The sequence below is a fragment of the Pseudoalteromonas sp. NSLLW24 genome, assembly GCF_015864725.1.
In the GTDB taxonomy this organism is placed as follows: domain Bacteria; phylum Pseudomonadota; class Gammaproteobacteria; order Enterobacterales; family Alteromonadaceae; genus Pseudoalteromonas; species Pseudoalteromonas arctica.
Map to the genome: position 1 here is coordinate 144,497 of NZ_JADYWQ010000007.1, position 16,806 is coordinate 161,302.

The window sequence follows — 16,806 nt, forward strand, 5'->3', positions numbered from 1 at the left end:
ATAGAATAGTAGTATCACTGCTAGCTTCAGGGAAATGTATTGTGCCTTTAAAATTTTTAGTTAATTTGCCTCGTCCTCAAAAAAGAATTATTTCTCTCCTCATCGATAGCGTATTTATAATAGTGGCTTTTTGGCTTGCTTTTTTACTAAGGCTAGACAGCACAGCAGTTTTAAAAAACACACATACTTGGATTTTACTATCAGCCGTATTGCCGCTAAGTTTATTTAGCTTTGTAAGGCTCGGGCTTTATAGAGCCGTACTACGTTATATGAATACCCAAGCTATGTGGGCAATTATTGCTGGTGTTGTACTTTCAACTGTTTATTTAACTATTTTATCTTTTTTTCTTAGTGCGCCAGTACCAAGAACAGTACCGTTTATTTATGCCAGCTTTTGTATTTTATTTGTTGGTGGTGCAAGGTTAACCGTGCGAGCTGTAGTTGGCCAAATAACTATGCGCCGCAAGGAGGGTGTAATTATATATGGGGCTGGTTCTGCTGGTCGTCAATTAGCCACTGCCTTAGCAAACGGGCCAGAATATTCACCAGTCGCTTTTATAGACGACGACCCTAAAAAGCATTTATCGTTAATCCAAGGTATTTGTGTACATGCACCGTCGCAAATTGCTGAAATAGCAAAGCAAAAGTGTGCAAATAAAATATTATTGGCACTACCAAGTACATCTCGAAGTCGTCGAAAAGAAGTCCTTAACGCAATAGAAAAGTTTAAACTACAAGTTATGACAGTTCCTGGCATGGCCGATATTGTTGCAGGGACAACGAATCTTGATGAAATCAAAGATGTTGAAATAGAAGATCTGTTGGGCCGCGATTCAGTCCAACCACGACAAGATTTAATGTCGGCAAATATAGCCAACAAAGCTGTAATGGTAACCGGCGCTGGCGGCTCTATAGGTTCAGAACTTTGTAGACAAATAATTAAGAACAGCCCGACTAAAATAGTGTTATTTGAGCTGTCTGAGTTTGCTTTATATGCTATAGAAAAAGAGTTGTCGGAGTACTGTGATACCAATAATTTAAATATAGAAGTACTACCAATATTAGGTTCAATTCAAAATAAAAAACTTGTTGAATCTACATTTTCTACCTTCAATATTCAAACTGTCTATCATGCTGCCGCATATAAACATGTACCTTTAGTTGAGCATAATGTAGTTGAAGGCGTGCGTAACAATGTTTATGGCACCTACAATGTAGCAACCGCTGCAATTTATACAAATGTAGAAACGTTTGTATTGGTTTCCACTGACAAAGCAGTACGCCCAACAAATATAATGGGCACAACTAAGCGCATGGCTGAATTAGTACTGCAAGGGCTATCTGAAATCCAAGACACAACACGCTTTACTATGGTCAGATTCGGTAATGTTTTAGGATCGTCTGGTTCTGTTGTGCCTCTGTTCAGAAAACAAATTAAAGCAGGCGGCCCAATAACACTTACTCATCAAGATATAACGCGTTACTTTATGACAATACCAGAAGCTGCCCAGTTGGTTATTCAAGCGGGTGCAATGGGAGTGGGTAGTGACGTGTTTGTACTTGATATGGGAGAGCCTGTTAAAATTAAAGATTTAGCGACTAAAATGGTTCACCTATCAGGGCTTGAAGTTAAACATGCAAAACGCCCAAATGGCGATATAGAAATTAAGTGCACAGGATTACGCCCAGGTGAAAAACTCTTTGAAGAGCTACTCATCGGAGATAACGTTATTGGAACAGACCACCCAAGAATCCTAAGTGCACAAGAAGTTAAAATGCCTTGGTCTGAGCTCGATCCATTTTTAGATAAGCTTAAGATTGCATGTGACGAGTCTGATCATCAAGAAATACGTAGGTTATTTTTAACAGCACCTACCGCTTTTTCACCCACTGATGGCATTTGTGATTTGAATTGGAAGCAAAAATTTAATAAGCAAACGAATGTTACAATTTTACCAAACGTAAGTGGCTCCTAAAGCGAATAGTTTGCTTTTTGTAGGTAATGACGTACCTACGTGTATTTTTACCCTCGGTGTATGTGATCATGTAGGCGCCTTGCTTGCTGGCGCTTTAAAAACGCAGCTTTTACGTATTTATTAAATTGCGATAACAAGCTTCACGCATACGTGGATTTTTACCCTCGGCGTATGTGGTCATGCAGGCGCCTTGCTTACTGGCGCACTAAAAGCGCAGCTTTTACGCATTTATTAATTTGCGTGAGCAAGCTTCACGCCTACGTGGATTTTTATCCTCGATGTATGTGATCATGTAGGCGCCTTGCTTGCTGGCGCACTAAAAGCGCAGCTTTTACGTATGTATTAAATTGCGTGAGCAAGCTTCACGCCTACGTGGATTATTATCCTCGGTGTATGTAACCACGTAGGCGCCTTGCTTGCTGGCGCACTAAAAGCACAGCTTTTACGTATTTATTAAATTGCGCGAGCAAGCTTCACGCCTACGAGGATTTTTACCCTCGATGTATGTGGACATGTAGGCGCCTTGCTTGCTGGCGCACTAAAAGCGCAGCTTTTACGTATTTATCAAATAGCGTGAGCAAGCTTCACGCCTACGAGGATTTTTACCCTCGGTGTATGTGATCATGTAGGCGCCTTGCTTGCTGGCGCACTAAAATCACCGCTTTTACGCATTTATTAATTTGCGTGAGCAAGCTTCACGCCTACGTGGATTTTTACCCTCGGTGTATGTGGCCTTGTAGGCGCCTTGCTTGCTGGCGCACTAAAAACGCAGCTTTTATGTATTTATCAAATTGCGCGAGCAAGCTTCACGCCTACGTAGGTTTTTACCCTCGGTGTATGGTGACCATGTAGGCGCCTTGCTTGCTGGCGCACTAAAAGCGTAGCTTTTACGTATTTATTAAATTGCGTGAGCAAGCTTCACGCCTACGTGGATTTTTACCCTCGGTGTATGTGACCATGTAGGCGCCTTGCTTGCTGGCGCACTAAAAGCGCAGCTTTTACGTATTTATCAAATAGCGTGAGCAAGCTTCACGCCTACTTGTATTTTTATCCTTGGTGTATGTGTAGGCGCCTTGCTTGCTGGCGCATTTAAAACCACTTTTACAAGTAAACACAATCCCAATATGGGTATTTCCTTATGTTGTCCACTAAGCCCGCACGTAAAGGGTTTGCCACTATATACCTCGCTTGACCTATTAAATCTTCATCATTTCTTATTTTGTGGTCATAGTAATTTGATTGCCATATCTTTCCGTGTGTACCACTATGTTTATTAAGTCTATAAGTTGTAATGTTTTTAAAATTCCTAACTAGGTTTGAAAGGTCAAGGCTACTATTTAACTGTAAAATCCAATGTATATGATCAGGCATGATTACGTAGCAGATAGTATTAAGTGAATTGTTTCTTGAAAATTTAATGAGTTCACTCGCAATTAACCGTGCACATAAAAAGTTAGCAAATAATGGCTTACGAAAATCACAACAAATTGTAATAGAGTAATAAGCGTTTACCGAAGTGCAGCGTCCTTTTAAACGTTTATGTGTGTTAGCCATATAATTAATTTCCATTTGAATAAATTAATTTGCGTGAGCAAGCTTCACGCCTACGTGGGTTTTTACCCTCGGTGTATGTGCCCATGTAGGCGCCTTGCTTGCTGGCGCACTAAAAGCGCAGCTTTTACGTATTTATTAATTTGCGAGAGCAAGCTTCACGCCTACGTGGGTTTTTATCCTTGGTGTATAGTGACCATGTAGGCGCCTTGCTTGCTGGCGCACTAAAAGCGCAGCTTTTACGTATTTATTAAATTGCGATAACAAGCTTCTCGCCTACGTGGATTTTTACCCTCGGTGTAGTAACCATGTAGGCGTCTTGCTTGCTGGCGCACTAAAAGCGCAGCTTTTACATATTTATCAAATTGCGTGAGCAAGCTTCACGCCTACGTGTATTTTTATCCTTGGTGTATGGTGAGCATGTATGCGCCTTGCTTGCTGGCGCTTTAAAAATGCAGCTTTTACGTATTTATTAAATTGCGCGAGCAAGCTTCACGCCTACGAGGATTTTTACCCTCGGTGTATGTAACCACGTAGGCGCCTTGCTTGCTGGCGCACTAAAATCACCGCTTTTACGCATTTATTAATTTGCGTGAGCAAGCTTCACGCCTACGAGGATTTTTACCCTCGGTGTATGTAACCATGTAGGCGTCTTGCTTGCTGGCGCACTAAAAGCGCAGCTTTTACGTATTTATTACACAGCGTGAGCAAGTTTCACGCCTACAATTTACCAATCTTAATTTTAACTTCACTACCTAAAACCTCTTTGTACTTTGCTGCTAACGTATTTTTTGCATCATCATCGCCATGCACAATTTTTATCAGGCTTGGCTTTTTATGCATACCCGTTACAAACTTAATTAATCCGTTTTGATCGGCATGGGCGCTGTAGCCACTAATTGTATGTACTTTGGCGTTTATAGTAATGCGAGCATCATTTATAAAAACATACCCATTACGTGGGCCATATTTTTGAATTTCGCGGCCTAACGTTTTATTACCTTGGTAACCTACAAATAATACATCGGTGGTTTTGTCATTTAAAAATCGCTCAAGATAATTAACTATTCGGCCACCAGTGAACATACCGCTTGCCGCTAATATTATGGCTGGTGTTTGCCGCGAACTTAAATAGTTAATAATAGCCAAATGCTCTTTGTGTGAATCAACCGTAGTTAGGTTTTTAAAATCGAGCGGGTGCCTACCGTTTGCAACTTTGCGTTTGGCTTCGCTATCCCATAGGTGCTTAAACTTTTTGTATTGCTCAGTAAAATTGGCTGCCATAGGGGAGTCGAGTATTACGTGAATGTCTCGCCACTTAGACTTTTTAGATGAGCTATGTATGAGTTGCTCAAGCTCGTATAGCAGCTCTTGTGTACGGCCAATACTAAAAGCAGGTACTAAAACAACGCCATTGTCGGCTACGGCGCGTTCAATAATGCTTTTTAACGTTTTAGTACGCTCTTTACGGCCTTGATGATTTTTATCACCGTAGGTTGATTCAATAACTAGAGTATCAGCTTTATAGGGCGGCTTAGGCGAAGGGAGTAGCGGGGTGTATGGCGCGCCTAAATCTCCTGAAAACACAACACGGTGTTTGTTGTTATCACTATTTGTAACATCAATTTCAACGTAGGCAGAACCTAATATATGGCCTGCACGCTGAAACCGCGCTTTAGCTTTATTGAGCCCTTTGCAAGGTAATTCAAACCACGTTTTATAATTAACAGCAACTATGCGTTTATTTAATAAGCTTAAGCAGGCAGCTATAATTTTAGGGTCGCGGGTTACACCCACTTTTAAAGCATCTTCAATTACCAAAGGTAATAAACTGGCCGATGCAATACTTGTAAAAATAGGGCCTTTAAAACCGGCTGCTAATAAATAAGGAATTCGGCCAACATGGTCAATATGGCAATGGGTAACAATAAGGGCAGTAACATGGGTAATATTAAACTCAATTGATAAATCGGCTTTAGAGTCTTCGCCTTGAAATAACCCGCAATCAATAAGCACACTTGTTTGCTCGTTAACGACTAGCTCGTGGCACGAACCAGTAACGCCGTTAACCGCTCCGTGGTGAAGTATTTGCATTGTGCTTCCTTGTCATCAATTTGTTACATTGAATTTTAAGGTAGAAGTAAAGCCATAATTATTCAAGGTTCTAACGCTTGAGCTAAATTAATAACCTCACCTTCAACATATCACCTGTAGGTGCGAATTTACTTCGCGCTCATACTTTAACTCCCAAAAAGTGAGGTATAAAACCTCACCTACAAACATGCACCAACTTGTAGGTGCGAATTTACTTCGCGCTCATGTTTTAAATCCTAAAAAAGCGAGGTATAAAACCTCACCTACAAATATGCACCAACCTGTTGATGCGAATTTACTTCGCGCTCTTACTTATATATTTATTTAAAAAATATTAATTAAATTTTTTAATAAATTTTCGCGGCTAAACTTTTGTTTAGCCCAATCTAAACATAGCTTTATAGGTACTAAACTAGCGTTAAAGCCTTTACTCCCTTTAAACTCAATAACAATATTTGTTAAAGTGAGTGGCTATTAACCGCTAAGGCTTATTTACATAAGTACTCTATGTTGGCTATAATGCCGCCGTTGTTTAGTTTGGAATTGTATTTTTTGCAATTTAGTTATGTATTAAGGGCTACTATGGAATGTTGGTATTTAGTCGTATGCAAATCTAAGCAAGAAGAGCGAGCTAAAACTAACTTGCAAAATCAAGGGATTGAAGCGTTTTACCCCCAATTAACTACCGAAAGGTTGGTTAAAGGTCGTCGGACCGTCAAACACACCGCTTTATTCCCTAATTATTTATTTGTATGCCTTGAATCAAAAAATGGTAACTTTTCTGCTGTAAAAAACACCCGTGGAATAGGCGGTTTTGTTTCTTATGGAGCAAATTATCAGTTGGTTTCTAAGCACATAATTGACCAGTTAAAAAATGAACGTGCACACACTACTGAATCACAAATACCAAAAACAGGTGATGTAGTAAGTGTGAATAACGATTCATTCAGTAATATACAAGCAATATACAAAGAGCCTGATGGCGACCTGCGCAGTATTTTACTCATTAACTTACTTAATCAAAAAATTGAAGTAAGTGTAGATAATAAAGATATTAAACAATAATAACTAAAAACGTAGCAGCGGCTTTATGCCGCGTGAATTAAAATGTAGCAGCGGTTTTACACCGCGTGAATTAAAACGTAGCAGCGGTTTTACACCGCGTGAATTAAAATGTAGCAGCGGCTTTATGCCGCGAAAAAATATTTTTATATCAGTAACTAGGAACTGTAACCTAAGGGCGGAAGCGTGCCTAAAGCACTTAAAGCTACGCGGTTAAGTTCACTTGTAGACGCGCAGCTTACTGGCGTGACGAGCAAAGCTCGTAATAGGGTTTATTCATGAAAGGGTTAAGAGCGCACTGCGCTTTAGAGAAGTAAGCAGCCATAAAGTACTTGTTTAAATGGCTTCTCATTTACTCCTCATTCGCTTCTCTTTGTGCAATAAGGCTTTAAGTGATTTATTCACAAAAAGGCCAAGAGGGCGCTGCGCTTTAGAGAAGTAAGCATCCATAAAGTACTTGTTTAAATGGCTTCTCATTTACTCCTCATTCGCTTCTCTTTGTGCAATAAGGTTTTAAGTGATTTATTCACAAAGAGGTTAAGAGCACACTGAGCTTTAAAGAAGTAAGCAGCCTAAAGCACTTGTTTAAATGGCTTCTCATTTACTCCTCATTCGCTTCTCTTTGTGCAATAAGGCTTTAAGTGATTTATTCACAAAGAGGTTAAGAGGGCGCTACGCTTTAGAGAAGTAAACAGCCTAAAGTACTTGTTTTAAATGGCTTCTCATTTACTCCTCATTCGCTTCTCTTTGTGCAATTATCAATGAGTTTATTCAAAAATAAGCTAAGAGTGCTATTCGTGTGAAAGCCCAACGGCAAAGTTTAACTCCGTGGTTAATTCACTTGTAGACGCACAGCTTGCTGGCGTGACGAGCAAAGCTCGTAATAAGGGTTATTCACAAAAGGGTTAAGAGCACACTGCGCTTTAGAGAAGTAAACAGCCATAAAGTACTTGTTTAAATGGCTTCTCATTTACTCCTCATTCGCTTCTCTTTGTGCAATAAAGCTTTAAGTGGTTAATCTGAAGAGGTCGCGGGCACTGCGCTTCAGAGAAGTAAGCAGCCATAAAGTACTTGTTTAAATGGCTTCTCATTTACTCCTCATTCGCTTCTCTTTGTGCAATAAGGCTTTAAGTGATTTATTCACAAAGAGGTTAAGAGGGCGCTGCGCTTTAGAGAAGTAAACAGCCATAAAGTACTTGTTTAAATGTCTTCTCATTTACTCCTCATTCGCTTCTCTTTGTGCAATAAAGCTTTAAGTGGTTAATCTGAAGAGGTCGCGGGCACTGCGCTTCAGAGAAGTAAGCAGCCATAAAGTACTTGTTTAAATGGCTTCTCATTCACTTCTCTTTGTGCAATTGGTGATGAATGCGTTAAGTGTTTTGCTAAAAACGGCTATCAATTAAATTTATTCATAAAGACCTTATGAAAATACTGATATAATTTCAGTGCTAATTAAAAACTTAGTAACAAAGCTTTTACAAAGCAAAGACTATTGCTTCACAATAGTGCACATGCTTTAATTAGTCGGCTAAAATACAAGTGCTCACCAAGGTTGGTGAGTAAGTGCAATATTAAAATAATTTTGGGATTCTACAATGGCGTTAAGCTGTAAATCACTCGCATCAATACTCGCAATACTAAGCATGACCGGCTGTACAATAGTACCAGGCAGCCACTTTGAAGGTATAGACTCAGGCGAGCAAACACAAAACCTCGAACAAGATCTCGAAAAAGTAAACATTCAAATAATCGACTCGCTACTAATAAATAAACAAAATCAAGCGCGTATAGCAGCTAAACCAATTTCAAGCACCGCTGGTTTAAACGTAAGTAACTACGAATACAAACTAGGTGTTGGCGACGTACTAACAATAGGCGTATGGGATCACCCTGAGCTAACAATACCTGCAGCAGTACAGCGTACCGCAGAGTTTGACGGCTTTAGAGTACAACGAGACGGCACCATTACTTACGCCTACGCACCAAATATACCCGCAGCAGGTAAAACAATAAGCCAAGTACGTAATGAGCTTGTAAAACGCCTAAGCCGAGTGATAGAAGACCCACAAGTAGACGTAAAAGTAGTTGGCTTTAGAAGCCAAAAAACTTACGTTACCGGTGAAGTAAAACAACCTGGTGTATACCCAGTAACCGAAATTCCACTTACCTTAATTGATGCCTTAAACCAAGCAGGCGGCTTAACAGAAACAGCCGACTGGCGCACAGTAACATTTACCCGTGGTGACAAAACAGAAGTTATAAAACTTGATGACTTTTATGCCCATGGTGACATTTCGCAAAACCGTTTATTGCAACATGGCGATATAGTGCATGTAAATCGTAATGATGCACAAAAAATATTTGTATTAGGTGATGTTAAAAAAGCAGGTTCAGTAACGCTTAACCGTTATGGTTTAAACTTGGCCGAAGCGCTAAGCGACTCGGGCGGCTTAAACGAAAATACAGCAGACGCTAACGGTGTATTTGTACTACGTAAAAGTGACGTAGAGCAAACCGGTATTATTGCAAACGTATACCAATTACACGCTAAAAATATAGCTGCAATGGTGTTAGCTGAGCAGTTTGAGCTACAACCGCGCGATATTGTATATGTAACATCGGCACCACTTGCCCGTTGGAACCGTGTAATTAGCTTACTATTACCGTCAATCGCTACTGTAGATAGTGTTGACGATATAACTGCAAACTAAGGGTTTTTAAAAATGTTTGATTCAGTTTTAGTTGTGTGTGCAGGCAACATTTGCCGCAGCCCAACAGGTGAGTATGTTTTAAAGAAAAAGCTTGAAGGCAAAAATATTAAAGTATCGTCTGCTGGGTTAACAGCGCTTGAAGGCAAACCAGCAGATGCAAAAGCAAAACAAATAGCACTCGCACATGGCGTTAATATGGATACTCACCAAGGCCAGCAGCTTACATCAAGCTTAGTAGCGCAAAACAGCGTAATACTAGTAATGGAAGAACGCCATTTAAACGATGTACACGCTCGTTATCCTGAGGCGCGCGGTAAAACGTTTTTACTCGGTAAGTGGATTAATAACGCTGAAATACCAGATCCGTACCGCCAAAGCCAAGAGGCTTTTGAACACGTTTATACATTAATCGACAGCGCGTGTAGCGCTTGGCAAAAGTATTTATAAGGAATGGCTAATTTAATGAATACCCAGCCGAATAACAGCGCTAGTAACGCTAATAATAAAAGCACTAATAACACACAACCAACGCAAGACATCGATTTAATGGCGCTACTTGGTGCATTGCTCGATCGCAAATATTTTATAGTAGCCGTAACTGCGCTATTTATGTTTGTTGGTGTTATTTATGCAGTATTAAGTACCCCTGTTTACCAAGCAACAGCCATGATACAAGTTGAAGACGGCGGCGCATCAGTTCCTGGTTTTGACGATATGGCAGGTATGTTCGAAAGTACATCGGCTGCAGTAACCGAAATAGAGCTACTAAAGTCGCGCAGTATAATAGGTGAAGCAGTAGACACTTTAAAGCTTGATGTAATAGCAGAGCCTAAGCTATTCCCGTTTATAGGTAGCCGAGCTTATCGTACTTTTACCCCAGTGGAAGATGGCGATTTAGCTGAGCCAAATTTTGGTGCTAACAGCTACGCATGGGGTGGTGAAAGCATAAATGTATTTAGATTTGACGTACCACGCTTTGCAATTAATCAGGGGTTTACCCTGGTAGCACAAGAAAATAATAGCCTTGCACTTTTAAATGGTGACGGCGAGCAAATATTATCGGGTAAAGTGGGCCAGGAGCTCACTAACGGTAAGTTTAACTTAACCATTCGTACTTTAAATGCACGCCCTGGTACAGAGTTTACAATTACCCGTAAAGATCGTCTAAATACTATTTTAGACTTACAAGCAGCAATTGGTGCAAGTGAAAAAGGGAAAGACTCAGGCATAATTAATTTAAGCTTACAAAGTATTAAACCAAGCTTCGCTGAAAAAGTGCTTGATAAAGTAGCCGCTATTTACGTACGCCGTAATGTTGAGCGCAATAGTGCTGAGGCGCAAAAGTCGCTGGAGTTTTTAGAAGTACAATTACCTGAAATTAAAAAACAGCTTGAATACGCAGAGCAACGCTTTAACGACTACCAAATTAAACGCCAATCAATAAACATAACGCTCGAAACACAAGGCGTGCTTGAGCAAGTTGTAAAGCTTGAAACCAAGTTACAAGAGCTAAACTTAAAGCGTTTAGATATTGGCCGAAAGTTTAAAAAAGATCACCCTTCGTACCAAGGTATACTTGAGCAAATAGAAGCGGTTGAAAGCCAAAAACAAGAGCTTGTTGGTGAGGTAGGTAACCTGCCAGAAACTCAACAAGAGCTACTACGTTTAAAGCGCGATGTTGAGGTAAGTAACCAAATTTACACGTTACTGCTTAGTAAAACACAAGAGCTTGATATAGTACGTGCTGGTACCGTAGGTAATGTACGTATTATTGACTACGCTGAGGTTAACACCAGCAAGCCAGTTAAACCTAAAAAAGCATTAATAGTGGTAATGGCCACTATGCTAGGTGGTATGTTAGCTGTGGCTATTGTGCTTATACAAAAAGCAATGCACAAAGGCGTTGAAGACCCAAGCGAAATTGAAGCGCTAGGCCTACCTGTATACGCAAGTGTACCGCACTCAGATTATCAAGATAAACTAAGTGGCTTTGCTGATCGAGCCCGTAAAAACAAAGTTAATAAGCCTAAAAGTATACTCGCACTTGATAACCCAGCCGACCTAGCAATTGAGGCACTACGTAGCTTACGTACCAGTTTGCACTTTGCGATGATGGAAGCTAAAAACAATATTATTGCCATATCGGGCCCAAGCCCAAGCGTAGGTAAATCGTTTATATCGGTTAACTTAGCAAGCGTGCTTGCGCAAAGCGGCAAAAAAGTACTTATTATTGATGCCGATATGCGCAAAGGCTACTTACAAACCCAGTTTGGTTTAAAGTGGGACGATGGCTTAAGTGATTACTTATCGGGTCGTTTAAACCTAGAACAAGTTACTAAACCGACCAAAGTTGAAGGTTTAAGTGTTATTACGCGCGGACAAATACCGCCAAACCCTTCAGAGCTATTAATGCATAGCAACTTTAGTAAGTTGGTTGAAGAAGTAAGCGCCGCTTACGACATTATAATTATCGATACTCCTCCAATTTTAGCAGTTACCGACCCTGCAATTGTAAGTGCGCATACAGGCACTACATTACTTGTAACCCGTTTTGGACAAAATCATGTGCGTGAAATAGAGCTAACTCGTAACCGTTTTGAGCAAAATGGTATTGACGTAAAAGGTGTTGTGTTTAATGGCGTAGTTAAAAAAGCAAGTAATGCATACGGATATTACGGTTATTATAACTATGAATATAAAAGTGATAAGTAATTAAATAACAAAACATCTTAAATTTTTTATTGCTGGTATATGTATTAATGAACCTAAAAATTTATTTTATAGGTATAGGTATAGGTACTTAAAGCATGTTTATTTTTAAAAATGTAGAAACTAGTTTTTTAAGCACTCACAAAAAGCTATAAAAAATTTATGAAAAATGTTCCGAATGCTAAAATATGTAATATGGATCAGCAAATATGTTAAAAAATGGAATTAAAGTAGTCATACCTGCGCGTTATGGTTCATCTAGGCTACCAGCAAAACCATTGCTTGAGCTTAATAATAAGCCACTTTTTTGGCATGTTACTCAAAGAGTTTTAGAGGCAAATGTATCTATAGAGGATATTGTTATTGCTACTGATGATCTGCGTATAGAGAAAAAAGCTAAAGAGCTAAAACTTCCTGTTGTTATGACATCAATTAATAATTCCAGCGGAACAGATCGTGTAAACGAAGTCGTAAATATATTAGGGTGGAGTGCAAATTCGTATGTAATTAATGTACAGGGAGATGAACCTTTAATACCTCCAGAGCTTATTCGTAAATTAATCAAATTTACTACTTTGAATGATAAGTTTGATATTACAACGGTTGTAACACCTATCAAGAGCTATGAGGACTTTATTGATTTAAATGTTGTTAAAGCTATTGTAACAGAACAAAACCAAGCGCTTTATTTTTCGCGTAGCCCTGCACCTTTAAATCGAGACGAACCTACAGACTTCTCTAAAGCTAAACACCATATAGGTATTTATATATACAAAGTGAGTGCACTACAAAAGTTTTGTAGCCTACCAGAATCTTTACTTGAGCAACTTGAAAAGCTTGAACAATTGCGTGCTATTAGCAATCAGTTAACTATTGGTGTAATGAATTTTAATGGTGAGGTTCATCATGGGATTGATACCGAAAAAGACTATCTAAAAATAAAAGAGTTAATGGAATAGTAATGGACACCCTACAAATAGCTAGACGCGTAATTAATATCGAAATTTCGGCACTCAATGCACTAGAGAAGCAGCTTGATCAGCAATTTGATAAGGCGGTAGATGTAATATTAAACACATCAGGTCGAGTAATCATTTGCGGTATGGGTAAATCAGGAATTATTGGAAAGAAAATTGCTGCATCATTAGCAAGTACTGGAACCCCAAGCTTTTTTATGCACCCTGGGGAGGCGTTCCATGGGGATTTAGGCATGGTTACTATTGATGATGTTTTTATTGCTATTTCTAACTCGGGTGAAACGAGTGAGGTTCTCCAGTTACTTCCATTTTTAAAAGATAATAGTAATACTATAATTGCCATGACAGGAAATTCAGAATCAACTTTAGCACTTAATGCTTTATATCATTTAAATATAGCTGTGCCAGAGGAGGCTTGCCCATTTCAATTAGCCCCAACGTCTTCTACAACGGCCTCTTTAGTAATGGGGGATGCATTAACAGTTGCTTTAATGGAGAAAAGGGGATTTCAACCAGAAAACTTTGCACGTTTTCATCCCGGTGGAAGTTTAGGTTCGCGGCTTCTGGGAAATGTAAAAGATAATATGCACTCTCAAGCGCTGCCAGTGTTGAGTGAGAGTGACTCATTCACTTCTCTTATAGCGTGTATATCGAAAGGAAAGCTTGGTCTAGCTATTATAAAAAAAGAATCAGAAATTGGTTTAATTACAGATGGTGACATTCGTAGAGCTATGGATAAATACGGAAAAAATGTATTTAATTTAACTTGTAAAGAATTGGCCAGTCTTAGCCCTTATACAATTAAAAGTCATGCAAAAATGGCCGTAGCGGTAGAGTTGATGCACGAAAAAAATATTAGTTCACTCATAGTACTAAATGACAGTGAAGTTGTTGGTGTAGTAAAAAAATAGTGAGAGACTAATTGTTAACAACGACTAAACTTAAAAATATAGTATTTAATGTAGTATATTATTTGTTAAATGTACTGTTTCCTATAATTACATACCCTTATATAACTCGAATGCTAGGGGTAGAAAATGTAGGTACAGCCAACCTAGTGATAACCGTCTCTACATATTTCGCAACACTCGCATCGCTAGGGATACCTATTTATGGAATAAGAGAAATAGCAAAATGCAAAGGAAATGATAAGCAACGAGACTTTGTTGTATCTGAATTGCTATTTTTAAATTTAATAGCAGTGTCTATTTCTTTAGTCTTATATTTTATTACTATTCATAATGTCAGCTTTATGGAAGATAATATTGTTTTATACTATTTTGCTGGGGTTAATGTTGCTTTAAGCTTATTTCAAATAGACTGGTTTTTTCAGGGGACTGAAAGATTTAAAATTTTAGCAATTAGAAATCTGATTGTGAAAGCGCTGTCGGTTGTTCTGATATTTTTATTGGTTGACAGTGATGACGATACAGATATGTTTGTCATAACTACTGTCATTGCTCTAACACTAACTAACGTAATCAATATAATAAGTCTATTGAGATGTGTTAGTTTGAAATACAGTAATTTGAACCTGAAAAAACATCTTAAGCCAATACTGTTTTTTTCTGGAACTCGTTTGGTGTCAACGATTTACACACTTTTGGATAGTGTGTTGCTTGCTATTTTATCATCAAACTATTTTGTTGGTTTATATACTACAGCGATTAAATTAATAAGAGTTTTAACTACTGCTATATCATCAGTTTCATTGGTTTTTTTTGCGGATACTGCCAGGCTGGCTAACTCGTCACAAGATGAATATACAGCTAACTTAACATCGCTATTAATGTTTCTTCTATTGCTAGTATGCCCATCGGTTTTATTCTTTTTTGTGTTTTCGTACGAAATTATCACTGTTTTTGCGGGAGAGAGTTTTTCTGGTGCAGCATTTACATTGAGAATTTTATCAATTTTAATTTTTGTTTCAATGGCCACTAATTTTATTGGTATGCAGATCTTATACGCGAAAAATCATGAGAGATTTGTTTTTATATCATTATCAATAGGTGCTTGTGTATGCGTTATTTCAAATTTAATACTAATCCCTTTAGCTAAACACAATGGCGCTGCTATATCAGCTGTTTTGACAGAATTTAGTATTTTAATGTTTCAAGTGTTTATAGTGTATAAAAATAAATTAATCTCATTTAAAAATATAAAATATAAAATATTAAAGATTCTATCTATTAATGTTTTGTTTATAGTTTTTATCTTCATAGTTTATTTATTGTTCAAAGGAATTGATACTATGTGGATGTTGATTTTATTATCCACTTTATCTTTATTTAGTTATCCGATTTTTCTTATTATATTTAAAGAGTCGACATTTTGTGCAATTAAGTCTAGGTTTTTAAAATGAAATTTATCACTACAACATTCTTTTATGACTTTGCGAGGTATTTCGATTTTATTGAAATGGAAATATTAAAAAAAATCCCAGAAAGTTCTTTTTTTAATATTAGTATTTACCCATGTTCAGAAAAATATTGGAATCGAATAGGGATTCATTCATTGCAACTTGCTCGTGATCATGATTCCGAGTGTGATGTTTATTCATATGAAAATTATAAAAGTTTAATAGATGAACTCATAAAGTTTAACTTAGAAACTCTTAAGTTGCATGGCCGGGAAAATGAAAAGCAGTATTTAATAGAGCTTGCAGTTAAGTACTTAAATAAATTAGACCCAATTTTTGAACGTGAAAAGTTTGATTACTTAATTTCTTCGGGTGAATCTAGGTTAATACCTTCTGTTGTGATTTATTTAGCTAAAAAACATGGAGTTAAAATAATATATTTTGAGCAAGGCCCATTTAATACCACTATGTTGGATACTAAAGGGGTTAATGCAAATATATCTTTTAAACCAACGTTTAAATCACTTACTGCAGAGGAAGAGACGAGGTTATCTGATTTTTTAAGTACATATAAAAATATTCCGGCAAAAAAGTTTTGGCTTGATAAAAAAAATACTCAAAGCAATAGATATGCCAAATACTTAACGTTGTTAAGTATGTATCCCCCAGCCTTACTTAGACGGTTTATTTCACTGGATTTACAGCTTGGCCCCACGTTATATGAAGGCTATATAAAGCCAAATATCACAAAGCTAAATAATAGACTTTTTAAAAAAAGAAATAACACTAATTCTACGGCCATTTCATTGGCTGATAATGATTATATTGCTCTTTATTTGCAGGTTCCCGTAGACGCGCAACTTATCTCTCATTCGCCCTATTATAATTGTTTTTATGAAATGTTGGTTGATACATTAAATGCCAAGCCTAAGCATATTAATTTGATAGTTAGAGAGCACCCTATGAATAGAGGAAAATATGATCCTCGTATTTATGAACTTATAAAACAGCGCGAAGATGTATGGCTTGAAAATGACGTATCTCTTGAAATACTAATAAAAAACTCTATGTGTTCAGTTGTTAATAATTCAGCTGTGGGAATAGAGTCCCTCTTATTTGGTGTTAATGTAGTATGTTTAGGTGAGGCTTATTATGCTGATAAAGGAATCACATATGATGTCCGAAATAATGATTACAAAGAAGTATTGAATCAAGCTATGAATACCGCTTTTGATAGTAAAAAGACAAATAGTTTTTTATATGAGTTTATATTTGATTATTTAAGTCATGGCCACTTTCAGGATGAAAACCTTAGAATACCTGAGTTTATTTTTTCAATAATGAAATAGCATGTTTTCAGTATGAAT

12 protein-coding genes are annotated in these 16,806 nt (G+C 37.8%); 9 read left to right on the forward strand and 3 right to left on the reverse strand.

Features of this window, described 5'->3' with window-relative positions:
* The first annotated feature begins 41 nt into the window (after positions 1–41).
* Positions 42–1,976 (forward strand): polysaccharide biosynthesis protein, encoded by a 1,935-nt coding sequence (locus I6E72_RS09495; protein WP_197112031.1) that lies wholly within the window; start codon positions 42–44, stop codon positions 1,974–1,976.
* 1,101 nt (positions 1,977–3,077) lie between these two features.
* Here I6E72_RS09495 and I6E72_RS09500 read toward each other — a convergent pair.
* Both I6E72_RS09500 and I6E72_RS09505 read right to left on the reverse strand, forming a co-directional pair.
* On the reverse strand, positions 3,078–3,545 hold the full coding sequence (locus I6E72_RS09500; RefSeq protein ID WP_331459152.1) for an REP-associated tyrosine transposase: 468 nt from the start codon (positions 3,543–3,545) through the stop codon (positions 3,078–3,080).
* A 702-nt stretch (positions 3,546–4,247) separates the two neighbouring features.
* Positions 4,248–5,621: an MBL fold metallo-hydrolase RNA specificity domain-containing protein gene (locus I6E72_RS09505; protein ID WP_197112033.1), complete on the reverse strand. Its 1,374-nt coding sequence runs from the start codon at positions 5,619–5,621 to the stop codon at positions 4,248–4,250.
* Between the two features lie 582 nt (positions 5,622–6,203).
* Here I6E72_RS09505 and rfaH point away from each other — a divergent pair.
* Positions 6,204–6,686: a transcription/translation regulatory transformer protein RfaH gene (gene rfaH, locus I6E72_RS09510; RefSeq protein ID WP_197112043.1), complete on the forward strand. Its 483-nt coding sequence runs from the start codon at positions 6,204–6,206 to the stop codon at positions 6,684–6,686.
* An 829-nt stretch (positions 6,687–7,515) separates the two neighbouring features.
* Here the strand turns inward: rfaH and I6E72_RS09515 are convergent.
* Positions 7,516–7,653, reverse strand: a complete 138-nt coding sequence (locus I6E72_RS09515) for a hypothetical protein (protein ID WP_197112045.1) — start codon at positions 7,651–7,653, stop codon at positions 7,516–7,518.
* 625 nt (positions 7,654–8,278) lie between these two features.
* Between I6E72_RS09515 and I6E72_RS09520 the strand changes: the two genes are divergently transcribed.
* From I6E72_RS09520 to I6E72_RS09550, 7 genes are all read left to right on the forward strand, one after another.
* Positions 8,279–9,394, forward strand: coding sequence for a polysaccharide export protein (locus I6E72_RS09520; protein WP_197112047.1), 1,116 nt, complete (start codon positions 8,279–8,281; stop codon positions 9,392–9,394).
* A 12-nt stretch (positions 9,395–9,406) separates the two neighbouring features.
* The gene (locus tag I6E72_RS09525) at positions 9,407–9,841 is read left to right on the forward strand and encodes a low molecular weight protein-tyrosine-phosphatase (protein ID WP_197112049.1); all 435 of its coding nucleotides are present in this window, start codon (positions 9,407–9,409) and stop codon (positions 9,839–9,841) included.
* 15 nt (positions 9,842–9,856) lie between these two features.
* Positions 9,857–12,106 (forward strand): polysaccharide biosynthesis tyrosine autokinase, encoded by a 2,250-nt coding sequence (locus tag I6E72_RS09530; protein WP_197112059.1) that lies wholly within the window; start codon positions 9,857–9,859, stop codon positions 12,104–12,106.
* Between the two features lie 206 nt (positions 12,107–12,312).
* Entirely contained in the window at positions 12,313–13,062 is a 750-nt protein-coding gene (gene kdsB, locus I6E72_RS09535; RefSeq protein WP_197112061.1) for a 3-deoxy-manno-octulosonate cytidylyltransferase, read from the forward strand.
* A 2-nt stretch (positions 13,063–13,064) separates the two neighbouring features.
* Positions 13,065–13,991, forward strand: coding sequence for a KpsF/GutQ family sugar-phosphate isomerase (locus I6E72_RS09540; RefSeq protein ID WP_197112063.1), 927 nt, complete (start codon positions 13,065–13,067; stop codon positions 13,989–13,991).
* Positions 13,992–14,002: 11 nt separating this feature from the next.
* Positions 14,003–15,442: a flippase gene (locus I6E72_RS09545; protein WP_269435266.1), complete on the forward strand. Its 1,440-nt coding sequence runs from the start codon at positions 14,003–14,005 to the stop codon at positions 15,440–15,442.
* A complete protein-coding gene (locus I6E72_RS09550; protein WP_197112072.1) occupies positions 15,439–16,788 on the forward strand; it encodes a capsular polysaccharide export protein, LipB/KpsS family in 1,350 nt (449 codons plus the stop codon). Before I6E72_RS09545 ends, I6E72_RS09550 begins: the two co-directional genes overlap by 4 nt.
* Positions 16,789–16,806 lie beyond the last annotated feature (18 nt).